Annotated in this window: 14 protein-coding genes; 9 read left to right on the top strand and 5 right to left on the bottom strand. The window is 56.9% G+C overall.

Annotation, left to right across the window (positions count from 1 at the left end; genetic code table 11):
* The first annotated feature begins 10 nt into the window (after window positions 1-10).
* On the top strand, window positions 11-961 hold the full coding sequence (locus tag GSQ62_RS04530; RefSeq protein WP_161888407.1) for an NADP-dependent oxidoreductase: 951 nt from the start codon (window positions 11-13) through the stop codon (window positions 959-961).
* A gap of 53 nt (window positions 962-1014) precedes the next feature.
* On the opposite strand, the gene GSQ62_RS04525 is transcribed toward GSQ62_RS04530, so the two are convergent.
* On the bottom strand, window positions 1015-1881 hold the full coding sequence (locus GSQ62_RS04525) for an NAD(P)-dependent oxidoreductase (RefSeq protein ID WP_161888406.1): 867 nt from the start codon (window positions 1879-1881) through the stop codon (window positions 1015-1017).
* A gap of 244 nt (window positions 1882-2125) precedes the next feature.
* A complete protein-coding gene (locus GSQ62_RS04520; protein ID WP_161888405.1) occupies window positions 2126-4597 on the bottom strand; it encodes a penicillin-binding protein 1A in 2472 nt (823 codons plus the stop codon).
* Between the two features lie 376 nt (window positions 4598-4973).
* Between GSQ62_RS04520 and GSQ62_RS04515 the strand changes: the two genes are divergently transcribed.
* The 3 genes from GSQ62_RS04515 (at window position 4974) to GSQ62_RS04505 (ending at window position 8372) form a co-directional block, all read left to right on the top strand.
* Window positions 4974-6326, top strand: a complete 1353-nt coding sequence (locus GSQ62_RS04515) for a sugar porter family MFS transporter (protein WP_161888404.1) — start codon at window positions 4974-4976, stop codon at window positions 6324-6326.
* Between the two features lie 183 nt (window positions 6327-6509).
* Window positions 6510-7391 (top strand): carbohydrate kinase family protein, encoded by an 882-nt coding sequence (locus GSQ62_RS04510; RefSeq protein WP_161888403.1) that lies wholly within the window; start codon window positions 6510-6512, stop codon window positions 7389-7391.
* Window positions 7392-7508: 117 nt separating this feature from the next.
* Window positions 7509-8372 carry an aminotransferase class IV gene (locus GSQ62_RS04505; RefSeq protein ID WP_161888402.1) on the top strand — a complete coding sequence of 288 codons (864 nt, stop codon included), beginning with the start codon at window positions 7509-7511 and terminating at the stop codon, window positions 8370-8372.
* A 9-nt stretch (window positions 8373-8381) separates the two neighbouring features.
* Here GSQ62_RS04505 and GSQ62_RS04500 read toward each other — a convergent pair whose 3' ends face one another.
* Both GSQ62_RS04500 and GSQ62_RS04495 read right to left on the bottom strand, forming a co-directional pair.
* Complete coding sequence (locus tag GSQ62_RS04500) at window positions 8382-9128, bottom strand: metallophosphoesterase (protein ID WP_161888401.1); 747 nt, start codon at window positions 9126-9128, stop codon at window positions 8382-8384.
* A gap of 203 nt (window positions 9129-9331) precedes the next feature.
* A complete protein-coding gene (locus GSQ62_RS04495) occupies window positions 9332-9793 on the bottom strand; it encodes a protein-tyrosine phosphatase family protein (RefSeq protein ID WP_161888400.1) in 462 nt (153 codons plus the stop codon).
* A gap of 313 nt (window positions 9794-10106) precedes the next feature.
* Between GSQ62_RS04495 and GSQ62_RS04490 the strand changes: the two genes are divergently transcribed.
* The 4 genes from GSQ62_RS04490 (at window position 10107) to GSQ62_RS04475 (ending at window position 13411) form a co-directional block, all read left to right on the top strand.
* Window positions 10107-10616 (top strand): DinB family protein, encoded by a 510-nt coding sequence (locus tag GSQ62_RS04490; RefSeq protein ID WP_161888399.1) that lies wholly within the window; start codon window positions 10107-10109, stop codon window positions 10614-10616.
* Window positions 10617-10894: 278 nt separating this feature from the next.
* Window positions 10895-11638 carry a 5-oxoprolinase subunit PxpB gene (gene pxpB, locus GSQ62_RS04485; protein WP_161888398.1) on the top strand — a complete coding sequence of 248 codons (744 nt, stop codon included), beginning with the start codon at window positions 10895-10897 and terminating at the stop codon, window positions 11636-11638.
* A complete protein-coding gene (locus tag GSQ62_RS04480) occupies window positions 11628-12635 on the top strand; it encodes a 5-oxoprolinase subunit C family protein (RefSeq protein WP_161888397.1) in 1008 nt (335 codons plus the stop codon). The genes pxpB and GSQ62_RS04480 overlap by 11 nt, the downstream gene beginning before the upstream one ends.
* Window positions 12632-13411, top strand: a complete 780-nt coding sequence (locus GSQ62_RS04475) for a LamB/YcsF family protein (RefSeq protein WP_161888396.1) — start codon at window positions 12632-12634, stop codon at window positions 13409-13411. Before GSQ62_RS04480 ends, GSQ62_RS04475 begins: the two co-directional genes overlap by 4 nt.
* Before the next feature lie 37 nt (window positions 13412-13448).
* Here GSQ62_RS04475 and GSQ62_RS04470 read toward each other — a convergent pair whose 3' ends face one another.
* Window positions 13449-14474, bottom strand: a complete 1026-nt coding sequence (locus GSQ62_RS04470) for a patatin-like phospholipase family protein (RefSeq protein WP_161888395.1) — start codon at window positions 14472-14474, stop codon at window positions 13449-13451.
* A 432-nt stretch (window positions 14475-14906) separates the two neighbouring features.
* Here GSQ62_RS04470 and GSQ62_RS04465 point away from each other — a divergent pair, with 432 nt between their 5' ends.
* Window positions 14907-15302, top strand: a complete 396-nt coding sequence (locus tag GSQ62_RS04465) for a hypothetical protein (protein ID WP_161888394.1) — start codon at window positions 14907-14909, stop codon at window positions 15300-15302.
* The last annotated feature ends 24 nt before the right edge of the window (window positions 15303-15326 follow it).

Below are 15326 nucleotides of genomic sequence, written 5' to 3'. Positions count from 1 at the left end.
CATATCAGCTATGAAAAAACAAATGAAAGCAGCGACATATGAGGAGTTCGGCGGACCGGAGAAAATAAAGATTACTACTTTAGAAATTCCAGAGTTGGGAGAAGGGGAGGTGCTGGTGCGCATCAAGGCGGCCGGTGTCAACCCTGTGGACTATGCCGTGCGTGAAGGGTATCTGAAGGACTTTCTGCCCTACGAGTTCCCGGTGATTCCGGGCTGGGATATGGCCGGTGTGATAGAAGCGCGCGGCTTCAGCGCCCGCCGGTTTAGCGTGGGCGACGAGGTATATGCCTATGCCCGGCGGCCTTTGGTGCACTATGGCACCTTTGCTGAGTACATCGTGCTGCCGGAAACATACCTGGCGAAGAAGCCAAAGAACATATCGTGGGAAGAGGCTGCGGGCATCCCGCTGGTGGGCCTCACCGCCTATCAGTCCATGTTTGATGCCGGGCAACTGCAACAGGGCCAGACGGTGCTGATACTGGGCGCTTCCGGCGGTGTGGGTTCCCTGGGCATCCAGCAGGCCAAGGCAAAAGGCGCAAAAGTAATTGGGGTGGCCAGCGAGAAAAACCACGGCTATATGAAAGAACTGGGCGCCGACCACACCCTCGACTACAAAGACACTAATATCGGGGAGGCGGTAAAAAAGCTGGTGCCCAATGGGGTTGATTTAATCTTCGACTGTGCCAGCGGCGAAACGCTGGAGCAAAGCCTGCCGGCGCTGAAGCCGAACGGAACGCTCGTTTCCATCCTGAACCACGGGGAGAATATCGACAAGAACATCAACTTCCACTATGTGTTTGTGGAGCCCAACGCCAGCCAGCTGGATGAACTGCGGGAACTGGCGGAGTCGGGGCAGCTGAAAGTACATGTCAGCAACACCTACACCTTAGACGAAGCGGCCGAGGCGCTGAACCAGATACAGTCGGGGCACACCACGGGCAAAATCGTGATTGTGCCGTAGGTTGATGGTTTGTAGAGACGCAACATGTTGCGTCTCTACATTTTATATATACATCAAGCATCCGGCCGGAAAACTTTATATATGGCCGACAGATCTTCCTCCCCAAAACCCTGCTGTTTGGCCTGGGCATACAGCTCTTTGGTGGTTTGCAGCGAAGGCAGCGCAATGTTCTGCTCATAGGCCGTGATGCTGGCCAGGTGCAGGTCTTTGTGCATCCACTCCAGCGGGAACTCCGGCGAGAAGTCGCGGTTCAGGAGCTTTTGCTGTTTCAGCTTGAGAAAAGGCGCAGCGGCGGGTGTGCTGAGCAGCGTCTGGCAAAGCGTTTCTTCCGCTATACCCAGGGCAGTGCCCAGGCGCAGCGACTCCGAAAAGGCGGCCATGGCCTGCGCCAGCAGCATGTTGATCACAATTTTCATGCTGGCGCCCTGCCCGTTTTCGCCTGCGTGTACAACGCTTTTCCCCATCACGTCCAGCAGTTCCCGTACCTGTTCCAGATCTGCCGCGTCGCCGCCTACCAAAAAGATTAGCTCGCCTTTTTCGGCCGGTACCAGCGAGCCCGACACCGGCGCATACAGAAAGCGCTGTCCCATTTTTCGGGCAATATGGCCCATCTTTTGGGAAAAGGAGGGATTCACGGTGCTGCAGTCTACCCAGAGCGAGTTGCCGGGCAGCGCGCGCAAAAAGCCGTCTGGCCCCACGGCCACTTCCTCCACCGCTTCGGGCGTGGCCAGCATCGTAAACACCAGGCGGCACTGCTTTGCCACCTCCTCCACCGACTGCGCCCGCACCGCTCCTTTTTCTACCAGTTCGTCTGCCTTGGCCTGTGTGCGATTGTATACCACCAACTTGTGGCCCGCGCGTTGCAGGTTGGCTGCCATGCGGCTGCCCATAATGCCCAATCCTATAAATCCTACTTTCATCCGTTTTTTTGTTATGAAGATGTATACATGGCGCTACATTGCCCTGCTGATGAAAACGCAGGTTATAGCTTTTGGATGTGAAGGATGATATTAGGAAACCTAAGTTGCAGGATACCTCAGTTATATGTAGCAGGTTCCTAAACCTGTATCCCATCGTGATGCAGGTTAACTATCCGACAAGAGACCCGGCGACAGCAGGTCAAGATCGAGGCGCTCTCGCTATAGGCTATATATAAAAGTCCTGCTAATTCCGTCTGCGCTGCCTTCTTTCCTGGCGGCGCTGCTTCCACTCCGCTTTCCATTCTTCATAGGATTTCACGGCTTTATCTGCCACGTTCTCGAACAGGCGGTCAAGGAAGTTCTGCGGCGGCGGCTCAGCCCTGAAGGAGGCGCAGTCCAGTTGCTCCTGCAACTTTTCCGGGAGCGGGTCGAACTGGCTCCGCATATAACCCGGGTAGTCAGGGTCGAGGGCGATGCGTTTCATGAAGTCGCCCCACACTGGCAGGGCCGTGCTGGAGCCCTGGCCCAGCGCCAGTGTCCGGAAGCGCACTTTCGGGCTCTCGGCGCCTACCCACACTCCGGTTACCAACTTGGGCGTGATGCCGATAAACCAGCCGTCGGCGTTTTCCTGCGTAGTGCCTGTCTTGCCGGCGATGTCCATCTTCAAATCAAACTCAGAACGAAGCTTGGCGGCGCTTCCTTCCTCCACCACGCCCTGCATCAGGTGTAGCATAATGGCCGCGTTTTTCCGGGCCAGCACCCGCCGGGGAAACTCGTTTGCATGATGCTGCCGGATCACGTTGCCGCTGCGGTCCGTTATCCTGGTGATGTACGTGGGCACCACTTGGTAGCCTTCGTTGGCGAACGCGGCGTAGGCGCTCACCATCTCCAGCAGCGAAATGTCGGCGGTGCCGAGCGCCAGTGACGGAACGGCCGGAAGGTCGCTCTTGATGCCGAGCCTGCGGGCCAGTTCCACCGTTCGCTCCACCCCGGCTTGCATCATCACCTGCGCAGAAACCGTGTTGACTGAGTGCGCCAGCGCGCCCCGCATGCTGTACTCGCCCCCATACTGCTCCGTCGCATTTTGCGGCGACCAGTTATCGTACTCAGGATAGGTCTGGCGCTCGTTCGGGAAAAATGTGCAGGGGCTGATGCCTTTCTCCAGCGCGGCGGCATACACAATCGGCTTAAACGTAGAGCCCACCTGCCGCCGGGAGCGCACATGGTCGTATTTAAAGATGTCGTGGTTGATGCCGCCCACCCAGGCCCGCACGTAGCCGGTGCGCGGGTCCATCGCCAGCAGGCCAGTGTTGAGGAAGCGCCCGTAGTAGGCGAGCGAATCCAGCGGACTCATTTCTTTTTTCTCGCTTCCGCCCCAGCTAAACACGTTCATGGGAACCGGCTGCCGGAACACGTTCCGGATTTCCTCGTCAGAAACGCCCGCCTGCTGCATTTTCCGGTAGCGGTCGGAGCGCTGCATGGCGGCCTGGATCACGTTGGCGTCTTTGCCCCACGGCGTCCTGTTTTTCCAGTGCTGGTCGAATTTCTTTTGCAGCAGCGCCATGCGGCGACGCACGGCCTGCTCCGCGTGCCGCTGCATGCCCGCGTCGATGGTGGTGTATATCTTCAGGCCGTCGGTGTAGAGGTTGTAGGGCTCGCCGTTCTTTTTCTTCTGCGAGGCCGCCCATTGCTCCAGTTCCTGGCGCAGTTGCTCCCGGAAGTAGGGTGCCAGGCCATCGTTGTGGGTGATGTAGCGGTAGTGCAGTTCCAGCGGCAGCTTCTTCAGCGAGTCGGCTTTGGCGGCGGAGAGGTAGTCGTACTTGGCCATCTGGTTCAGCACCACGTTGCGCCGCTGCTGCGCCCGCTCCGGGTGCAGGCGCGGGTTATAGGAGGTGGTGGCCTTCAGCATGCCGATCAGCACGGCGGCTTCCTCGGTTTTCAGGGAGTCGGCGGTGGTGTTGAAAAAGCGCCTGCTCGCCCGCTCAATGCCATATAGGTTGCCGCCCATCGGCACGGTGTTCAGGTAGAGCTCCAGCAGTTCCTCTTTGGAGTAGATGTCCTCCAGCTTGCGGGCGATGATGATCTCGCGCAGCTTGTTCACGGGCATGTCCCACAGCTTGTAATCCTGGCGGGGGTACAGGTTCTTGGCCAGCTGCTGGCTCAGCGTGCTGCCGCCGCCCGCGTCCTCCTGCAGCAGCAGCGACTTGATGAGCACCCGGAACGAGCTGCGGACATCCACGCCGCTGTGCTCATAAAAGCGGGCATCCTCCGTGGCGATCAGCGCCTCAATGGCAGCAGGGGCGATGTCATCATACCTGATGTTGGTGCGGTCCTGTATATAGTAGCGGCCCAGCAGCACCCCGTCCGCCGAGTACACCTCCGACGCCGTGTTGTTCTGCCGCGCCCGCAGCTCGCGCTTGGAAGGCATATGGCCGAAGACGCCCAGGAACACGGCCATATAGAAGAAGGAGAACAGCAGCAACAGAAAGAGCGTAGTTTTCAGCGCCGCCCGGAACAGGAACCTGAAATCGGAAAATTTAGCGTTTTTGAAATCAAAGCTGCGGGCCCGGTTCCATTTGTGCTGCCAGTAGGCGCGGGTGAATTTCGGTTTCTGGCTCAGGAAAAACCGGTGGAATTCCCTTTTCAGGAACAGGAGAACTGGCAGGATGAGTTTATATATAAGTAAATGAAAAATCTTCTTCAGCACACGCTTCATGTGTAAATTCTATATCCAGGATGGCGCAGACCGGTTGCTGCGGCCATTACTGACTGCTTAACCCGTGTTTGCGCCTGCGAGTTACAAACGATTTCCGGTTATATAACATTCCGGCCGCTCCGGTTTATTCGCCTCACACCAGACAAGAACTGCGCCATATTGTGGTTGCCGTGAATCTCCCGCTGAGTAGCTAGCGTGAAACTCATATAGGATATATAGCCTGTTCTGGCTGAACATTAAAATATTATGGGCAAGGCACTTTCCTCCCTATTGTTTTTATATATTGATGCGTATTTTCCTGTGGCTGCCTCTGACGCATCAAACAAAAGGTGCAGACAATTGGAGCCCAACATGCCATCTATAAAGAACTCATCCGATGAATAAAAAAGTTTTCCTGTGGTCGATTGTGGTGGCCCTCGGCGGCTTTCTGTTTGGTTTTGACACGGCCGTGATTTCCGGGGCAGAGCGGGCCATCCAGGATGTCTGGGACCTGGACGTGTTCGAACACGGCCTCACCGTTTCCATCGCCCTTTTCGGCACCGTGATTGGCGCCCTGTTTGGCGGCATCCCCTCTGATGCGCTGGGCCGCAAGAAAACGCTCTTCTGGATAGGCGTCTTTTATTTTGTGTCGGCGGTGGGCTCGGCACTGGCAACCGGCTGGTGGGCCTTCCTGTTTTTCCGCTTCCTCGGCGGCCTGGGCGTGGGTGCCTCGTCGGTGACGGCCCCCTTATATATAAGCGAGATTGCCCCGGCCAAATCGCGGGGTAGGCTGGTGGCGCTGTTCCAGTTCAATGTGGTGTTTGGCATCCTGGTGGCGTTCCTGTCCAATTACCTCATCGGCGGCACCGGGCCCAACGACTGGCGCTGGATGCTGGGGGTGGAGGCCTTCCCGGCCATCGGCTTCCTGCTGGGGGTGCTGTTCGTGCCGGAGAGCCCGCGCTGGCTCATCCTGAAGCGCAACCGGGTAGAGGAGGCGAGGAATATCCTGCAGACCGCAAACCCCGGCGCCGACGCAGGGCAAACTGTCCGGGAGATTATCAGCTCCTCCAAAAAAGACGTCACCAAACCCGCCGCGTCGCTCTTCTCCGGCCGCTACAGCAAACCTATCACGTTGGCGGTGCTTTTTGCTTTTTTCAACCAGCTGTCGGGCATCAACGCCATCATTTATTATGCCCCGCGCATTTTCGAGATGACGGGTTTGGGCACAAGCTCGGCGCTGCTTTCGTCGGCGGGCGTGGGGCTGGTGAACTTCCTGTTCACGCTGCTGGCCCTCAACTTCATTGATCGCTTCGGGCGCCGGACGCTCATGCTCATTGGCTCATTCGGGTTGATTATCACGCTGGGGCTTGTCTCCTTCGCGTTCTTCACCGGCAACTTTGGCGGCTATGCCGTGCCTATCTACCTGTTCGTTTACATCGCCTTCTTCGCCTTCTCGCAGGGGGCGGTCATCTGGGTGTTTATCTCCGAGATTTTCCCGAACGAGGTGCGGGCCTCGGGGCAGGCGCTGGGCAGCTTCACGCACTGGCTGCTGGCGGCCATCATCGCTTTCGCCTTTCCCTATATCGCCGAAACGCTGGGTGGCGGCTGGACCTTCCTCATCTTCTGCCTGATGATGGTGCTGCAACTGCTATTTGTGTGGCGCATGATGCCAGAAACCAAGGAAACCTCGCTGGAGCAAATCGGGCGCGCCGTGGTGGACGAGGAGGCGCTGCAAAAGGAAAGGATGTAAGAGGACACCAGACGTTAGTCATAAGACACAATACATCGAATGTGTAATAAAGTGTAAGAAAACAGAAGCTATGTAAGCAACACCATCCAGATTGGGGCAAAGTAAATCCTATATATGATTTTAGTATTATGTCCTGTGTCTAAAGTCTAACATCAACAGTCTAAAATCTAACCAAGAATCCGGATGAACGAGAAAATTGTCTGCTTTGGGGAAATGCTCTGGGACATGCTGCCCGACGGGAAACTGCCGGGCGGAGCGCCTATGAACGTGGCCATCCACCTGCAGTACCAGGGGCTGCGGCCCACGGTGGTGAGCCGCGTGGGCTGCGATGACCTGGGCGACAAACTGCTTGCTTACCTGAAGCAGAAAGGCGTGGACAGCCAGTGGGTGCAGGTGGACGAGACGCAGGAAACGGGTGTGGTGCTGGTAAACGTCAGCAACCGGAGCGAAGTTAGCTACGAGATTGTGCAGCCCGTGGCCTGGGATTATATACAGCCGCAGGAGGGACTGGAGCAGGTGGTGGCCCAGAGTGATTATTTTATATATGGCAGCCTCGCCGCCCGCAATGTAACAACCCGCGACACCCTGCTTGCTTTGCTGAAAGTAGCAAAGGGGAAGGTGTTTGACGTGAACCTGCGGCCGCCGCACTACTCACTGGAAGTGCTGGAGCCACTTTTGCAGCAGGCAGATATGGTGAAGATGAACCACCACGAGTTGATGGAGATAGCCGGGTGGCACCAGCCCTATACAGACGAACAAACAGCGATGGCTTTCCTGAGATCGCATTATGCGGTGCAGACCATCATCGTGACGCGCGGCGAGAACGGGGCGGCCGTGCTGTGCGACACAGGGTACTTTGAGCAGGCAGGTTTCCGGGTGGAGGTGGAGGACACCATCGGGAGCGGGGATGCTTTCCTGGCGACTTTCCTGGTTAACTATATCACAGGCAAAAGCTACCCGGAGGCATTGCGGATGGCCTGTGCCATGGGCGCGCTGGTGGCCACGCAGAAAGGCGCCACGCCCATCATTTCTCCGGAGGCGGTGCGGCAGTTGATGGGAAAATAAGCGGACAGGTTTGCTGCTGACACGGCAGTTTATATATGCTTTCTGTATTTCCGTTTTAATAGAGAAAACGGAAATACCCTCATCTTTTAAAATCATTTAGAATGTAATCGCAGGGCTGTGTCAACAGAAAAGAAGCTATATGCCTATGTAAGGCAGGAGATAGTGCCGCTGGGGCAGGCGCACCTGCACGTAAGCGACCTCGCCATACAGCGCGGCTACGGCGTGTTCGATTATTTCAGAATCAGCGAGGGGCGCCCTTTGTTCCTGGAGGAGTACCTGGCCCGCTTCTACGAGTCTGCCCGGCTCATGCACCTGCCTTTGCCGCTCTCCGATGAGGCACTGAAGGCTGCCATATATAAACTGGTGGGGCTGAACGCGCTGGCTGTGTCGGGCATGAAAATGATTCTGACAGGAGGCTACTCCGACAGCGGCTATGACATTGTGGCCCCTAACCTGCTTCTTCTACAGCAGCCGGTCACAATGCCCGTACAGGCGCTGCAGGAAAGGGGGCTGAAGCTCATCACGCACGAGTATGTGCGGGAATTCCCTGAAGTGAAAACCATTAATTATGCCATGGGCATCCGGCTCCTCCAAAAGATAAGAGAGCAGGGCGCAGACGATGTGCTGTACCACCACAAAGGCATAGTGTCGGAACTGCCCCGCTGCAATTTCTTCCTTGTGCGGCAGGACGGAACCGTGGTCACGCCTGCCCACGGCATGTTGCAGGGTGTTACGCGGAAGCACGTGCTGGAGCTGGCCACGAAGCGATACCCCGCCGTGGAAGCAACCGTAACCCTTGACGATATCAGGCAGGCGAGCGAGGCTTTTCTCACCAGCACCACCAAGCGTATATTGCCCGTTGTGCAGGTAGATGATATGGTGATTGGGGCTGGCAAGCCCGGTGCCGTCACGCGCCAGCTGCTGGAGGACCTTGTTCGTTTCGAGGAAAGCCACCATCAAAACCAGGTTCCGGGGGAGTAGCCCGTTTGGTTATTTTTGGTTCAACTGGTTCCAACTCATGCCGTTCCGACCTTCCTCAGAGGGGTACAGCTGCATCACTATGTCTGACTGCCACACTTCTTTGCTGTCCATGTCCAGGATGGAGAGGCAACCGTTGAAAGCGGCTCCGGTGTCCGTCAGCGTCACGTTTCCGATATGGAGCGGCTTTTTGTTTCTCCGGTCAAGCGAAATGGTGGGCGTGTGCCCTATATATACCTCTTTATAAGGTGCAACGGTGAGGGGATGGCCCGCCACGAAGCGGCTGTAGCAGCGCTTGACGAATGTCCTGTCCCAAATCAGATAATCCGGGTCTGTCTCCTCTATCGCCTTTTCGGTGTCGAAGCCAGCGTGCACCAGCAGGATGTTGTCTTCGGTGACATGGTAGGGTTTGGCGTTTTGCAGGAGCGCGAGGTGGTCCTTGGGCATCGGCTTGCCTGCGCCATAGGATTCAATGGTGGCGGCCCCGCCCTGCCAGAGCCACAGGCCGGGCGGATCCTCGCCTTTTCCCATCTTGTCGCCGTAATATTCCAGCGCCCACTGGTCGTGGTTGCCGAGCAGGTACACCAGGTGGTTGATGCCCAGCAGCACATCAATGCTTTCCTTTGTCTCTGGCCACCCGTCCACCACATCGCCCAGGAAGTACAGTTGGTCTGCATCATTGTCGAAGCCGCACCTTTCCAGGCACTGCATCATGGCCCGGTAGCCCCCGTGGCTGTCAGACATCACGAATCTCCGCATGCTTCGGTTTCTGTTTATGCTCCTGCCGCGCTGCTTCAGCGGCATTCTCTGTAACGGGCTGCTTCAGCTTATGTTAGCTGCACGCTGCCTCCAGATCAATGTAGCTTAAAATGTAAAGGCGGAGACTACAGGAATGCGTACCGGTTTCTATAGCTGAATAAGAGCGGCTCGAAAGAAAGGCGCAGCTGCTAGCCGCGGTTGTCTCAGGAACCGGCGGGTCTTTTCCTGTTATATATCCTCAGCACCTCAATATAAGGAGTGTTCTCGTGGTAGAATGAGCACAGAGATTGCCACAGCACCGGGTGCGGCAGCGCCCTGCTGTTCTTTTGCACGATTTCGCTGTAGGCGGCAAGCAGGGGGATGCCTTCTGTTTCTTTCAGGGCGGCGATGGCGAAGGTGACGCACCTGCTGATGCCGGCGGCGCAGGCGATAAGCACGTTCCGGCCCAGTCCGTGCTCCAGCAGCAGAAAGCTGACGCCGCGGCGGAGCGTTTCAACAGGCAATGGCACGCCGTCTGCAATGGGAAGGTACAGCACGTGCATGCCCGGCTGAGCCACCGCTTCCTCTAACTGGAGCATTGCTCCAATGTGATTAGCATTCAGGTGCGGGAGGTTCATCGTATCGCGGTGCTTCCCTACATATAGCCAGGGCCTTACAGGGTACATGGTGGCTGGTGCTAAGAAGAGTGAGGGTAAAGTAAGGGCCTGAATATAACCATAAGGCTCTCATTTATAATGCATTGTGAGCAAAAATCCTGCCATATGCACCTCTGCCGAAATGGCCTCTACCGATAGTGCTACGGGCACACCAGGCCTGCTGGCAGTATTATAGCTGTTACAGCAGCAGCATGCAGGGCAGCAAGAACGGGAGGTATGTTGAAGCTTCCAACCCGGGCGTTACTCAGAACCAGAACCCAACGGGTAAGGAAGGACGTATGCTTAACCGTTACCCTACCACAACCTGAATAACCCAAGCTATATGGCACAACCCAAACTCCCTGAAGTGTGGCTGCGCGGTCCGTTGCCCCAGATACCGCCGTTCCTGCAGCCAGTGGCGCATGCGCTGCTGCAGGCAAGAGAAGAAGTGGCAACCCTGATGCAGGATTTTCCGGACGAGCTGTTGTGGGAGCGTCCTGCGGGCGTGGCTTCGGTGGGCTTTCACCTGCAGCACCTGACTGGTGTACTGGATAGACTGTTCACCTATGCGCGCGGGAAAGCCCTGACCCGGGAGCAACTGAACACCTTGGGCACCGAAGGCAAATGCCCCGAACCGACGTGCAGGGTCCAGGATTTGGTTCAGACTTTTGACCGGCAGGTGGATATTGCCCTGGAGCAACTGCGCCACACTGATGAGGCGACGTTAACAGCGGGTCGTGGCGTAGGGCGGGCGCAGCTCCCATCCACTGTGCTGGGGCTGCTGGTACACGCCGCAGAGCATACCATGCGGCATGTGGGGCAGCTCAGCGTGACATCGCGTGTGTTGGTGTGAGGCCCGGGCGTGAATCTATCTTGCCCGCCGCAAGATAGGGCAGGCATCAAAGCGCCCATAATACACATTAGATGCACTGCCAATGCCTCAGGGGTTCCCAAACCGGGAAATGTTGCAGAGGGCTATACCGGCAGGTTCAATGGGATATGGGGCTTGTGCGCCACACGATGCAAAACCACGGGCAGGGTAAAACCAAGCGGGGCAATTCCCGTTCGATTTGTAGGGGCCGGGCAGCCGGAGCAACGGGGCCTCCGCATACCCGGTTTTAAAGAAGCGACATGAGAAAGCTGCAGGAAAGCGATATTCCGGCTGTCCGGCTGTATCCGCTGGGTGATGCCGCTGTGGTGGTACACTTTGGCGATGTAATCGGGGAGGAGACGCACCGGCAGGTGCGGGCTTTCGTCGCTTACCTGGCGAAGCACCCCTTCGAGGGGCTGGTGGAGTACGTGCCCGCCTTCACCACCGTCACTGTATTTTACGACCCTTGGCGCATCAGCCGGAAAGGAGATCTCAACCCCTACACCAAAGTAACCGGATTTTTACAGCGGATGCTGCCCTACGCGGTCGGGGACGGGAAGGAGCAGGCACCCAGGCTGGTGGAGATTCCGGTGCTATATGGGGGTGAGGCGGGCCCTGATCTGCCCTTTGTGGCAGAACTAAACGGGCTGCGCGAGGAGGAGGTAATTGCCTTGCACAGCGGGCAGGTTTATCTTGTCTGTATGATAGGCTTCGCGCCCGGGTTTCCGTACCTGGCTGGCTTGAACCCAAAGATTGCCGCGCCGCGCCGCGAAAGCCCCCGGCCGGAAGTTCCTGCCGGATCAGTAGGTATCGGCGGAATCCAGACCGGTATCTACCCGCTTCCCATACCCGGCGGCTGGCAGTTGATTGGCCGCACACCGGTTTCACTCTTCAACCCCGACAGTACCTCACCCAGCCTGCTGCAGGCTGGCGACCGTGTCCGATTTGTGCCTATCGCGGAGGGGGAATTCTATGAGCGAAAGGAGCTGCGCCATGAGCCTTAACTTCATCAGCCCTGGCCTTCTGACAACTATACAGGACCTGGGGCGGCACGGATTTCGGAAGGCCGGTGTGAGTGTGAGCGGTGCCATGGACCCTTTTGCCCTGCGCGTCGCAAATTTGCTGGTTGGCAACGAGGAGGGGGAGGCTGGTATAGAAATTACGCTTAAAGGGCCGAAGATATTTTTCACAGAGCGCCGGCTCATCGCCATTACGGGGGCTGATTTGTCGCCAGCCTTAAACGGGCAACCCGTAAAAGGCTGGCGGCCTTTGCTGGTGCCCGAAGGCAGCATACTGGAATTCGGCTCTCCGATGAGCGGCTGCCGGGCCTATATAGCCGTAGCCGGGGGCTTCGACCTCCCCAGCGTAATGGGCAGCAACGCCACCTTCCTGCGTGCAGGCATTGGCGGATTAAACGGAAGGGCGCTGCAACTCGGCGACAGCATCCCCTGCAGGCCGCTACCAGCCAAAATGGAGGCCTTTCTGCGCAGCCTGACACGGGCGCAGTTGGAACAGCCGGGGGCGCAAACCAACTGGTCCGTGGATTTGTCGCTGCACGTCGCGTACCACGAGCCCCAGCAGATACGCGTCATCAAGGGACCGGAATACCAGTTGTTTTCGGAGCAGAGCCAGCAGGATTTCTGGGGCATGGCCTACCAGGTGACGGCGCAGTCTGACCGCATGGGCTACCACCTGCTGGGTACGCGGCTGGCGCTGGCCGCCCCCGCCGATATGGTTTCCAGCGCCGTCACCTTCGGCACGGTGCAGGTGCCGCCGGAGGGCAGCCCGATTGTGCTGATGGCCGACCACCAGACCACAGGCGGCTACCCGCGCTTTGCGCAGGTTGTCTCCGCAGATTTCCCGAAGCTGGCGCAACTGGTGCCCCGCCATAAAGTCCTGTTTAAGGAAGTGACGCTGGAAGAGGCCCAGGCCCTGTATATCATTCAGGAACAAAACATTGAGAAGCTCCGGGGAGGCTTGCATTTCAAAACCCATATATGAACCAGCAACTGGCAATAGATTTAAACTGTGACATGGGCGAAAGCTTTGGCGCCTATCACCTGGGGCACGACGCGGACATACTGCGTTACGTTACCTCAGCCAACATTGCCTGCGGCTTCCACGCCGGCGACCCGCTGGTAATGCGCCGGACGGTGAAGCTGGCGCTGGCGCAGGGCGTGGCGGTGGGGGCGCATCCCGGCCTGCCGGACCTTGTGGGCTTCGGCAGACGGGAGATGGCCGTCTCCCCGGACGAGGTATATGCCATGGTGGTGTACCAGGTGGGGGCCCTGCAGGCGTTTGTGCAGGCGGAGGGCGGCAAGCTGCACCACGTAAAGCCACACGGTGCGCTCTACAACATGGCCACCGCAAACACAGCGCTTGCTGAAGCTGTGGCCGAGGCCATATATAAGGTGCAGCCGGAGGCGGTGCTCTACGGTCTTTCCGGCAGCGAATTAATCAAAGCTGGAGAGAGGCTGGGGCTGGCCACCGCCAGCGAAGTGTTCGCGGACAGAACGTACCAGCAGGACGGCACACTGACGCCGAGAAGTTTTGCGGATGCCCTGCTAACGGACCAGGTAGAGGCGTTGCTGCGGGTGCTCCGGATGGTGAGGGAGGGAAAGGTGGCTTCGCAGCAGGGGAGGGATATATCGCTGCGGGCAGACACGGTGTGCATCCACGGTGACCGACCTGACGCACTGCCCTTCGCGCGCCATATACACGAGGTGCTGCAGAGCGAAGGCATTCTGCTGCGGGCGGCGGGCGGCTCGGAGAGGTAAACAGGGCACGTTTTTATATATGGCCTGCCGTGTTACTTCACTCCGCGCTTTTTGCATTCAGATAAGCGGCAGTGTGTTCCCGGCCGCTGTTTACCAGGAGCGCCTTCTGTGCCTTTGTCAGCCTTTTGACGCGGGGCGCGATGCCGACGGACGAGACCGAAATGGTTCTTTCCCAGTCCGCTGGTTCCAGTTGGCTGCGGTTCAGGTTTTCCAGCGCCAATATATAGAAGGCTGAAACATAGTCCTGCAGGTTCCGGATTTCCAGCGGAACAAGTTCCTTCGATAAAGCATCGTTTTTAATCTGTTCATCAGAGTCAATCCTGGCCCCGAGCGTCTGCCTGTTCGCGATGCGGCGGGGCTGCTGCAGCGAGTCAGTCGCGACACTGTCGAACAAGGTGATGGGGAAGTTGCCGAGGATGCCGCCATCCACCATAATGTCCAAATTATCCTGCCGCTTGTGTTTCTGGTGCACGTTGCCGGTGCTGTCTATAAAAACGGCCTCAAAGTAAAGCGGCACCGACATAGAGGCGCGCACAGCGTCCTTCACTTTCATATCGGGGTAGGTTTCGTATGAGAACACCAGGAGTTTCTGCCTGTTCAGGCAGGTGGCCGTTATATATAAATCCCTGTGCCCGCTATCATGCAGCTCCCGGAAAGTAATGTCCGCGTTTCCGGTTTTGTGCCGGATGATGTCTTCCAGCCAGCCCGCGAATTTTTTGCTGCGGTACCAGCCGTATTTCTGCCTCATGCGCAGCAAGCCACCGACAAAAATGAACCGGCCATCGTTAAATTTCTGAAACTTTGTGTCGGAGATGATGTCTTCCATCTCCCCGGCGGAATAGCCCAGCGAAACCATCAGGGCTGTGATGGCGCCCGCAGAGGTGCCGCCTACTTTCTCTACGTCCTGCAGGAGGCGCTGCCTTTCCAGTTCAGCAATGACGCCTGCATAAGCAAGCCCCCGAATGCCGGCTCCTTCAAAAACCAGGTTCCTGATTTGCGCTTCCTGCGCGCTCGCAGCGCTTAAACAAAGGATACAGATAATCACAAGAACCAACTTTTTCATAAGAAGCATATTTTGCTGCTGGTTACTATAGCCATCCTTTAAAAGCAATTCCGGAGAGGCAACCACTATCTGAACCAAGTAATAAAAGGCAGTATATGAGAACTATAGCGAATATAATTCAATTTTATTAGGAATTCTCCTATATTTTTCGTATACTATATACATAGGTCCGTACGCATCGCCAATTCAGCATACCAAATCTCCTGAACACACGCCAGCACGGGTTATATATAGCTCCGGCGCAGTTGGCGTACCTTCAGCAGGAGCTCCGCACACTCTGAAGCCTTTTAGGCAAGCTCCGGTTTATCAGAGCTATCAACTGCCCGCTGTCATTTTGGGTTTGATTTTTGGCAAAGCGAATGCGTGCTGGGCTATACCTACAGCCAGCTACAATGCCGGTTCAAAATCAATTTATCAATAAAAACCATCTATATGTTACACACAAATAAGAAGACAGAAGAGTACAACAATTTTGCAGAGCAGGTGATTAAGTTCGCTAAAAGGTCCGGTTACGAAGATATCAGAGCCGATTTTACGGGTTACACAAGCCCAGGCTCCATCAGTATGGTCAGCAAGGATGTGACCCTGACGCCCGACTTCACGGCCATGCGCGGAGAGGGAAAATACTACTTTGAACTGGTGGTGAAAAACGCGAAAGAAGAGGAACAGAGCACGCTGATAAGCAAGTGGAAGGCCCTGGAATCCATTGCCCGCATGAAGGGCGGACACCTGCGGCTGTTTGTGCCGCGCGGCAGTTACAAGTTCGCCACCGAGCTAATGCAAAACCACCACATCGACGCCGAACTGACAAAGTTGTCTGATATATAGGACGGAGCTGTCTCCTTTCCGGGT

Source organism: Pontibacter russatus, from assembly GCF_009931655.1.
GTDB classification, from domain to species: domain Bacteria; phylum Bacteroidota; class Bacteroidia; order Cytophagales; family Hymenobacteraceae; genus Pontibacter; species Pontibacter russatus.
This window is presented reverse-complemented; position numbering and strand designations above follow the sequence as displayed.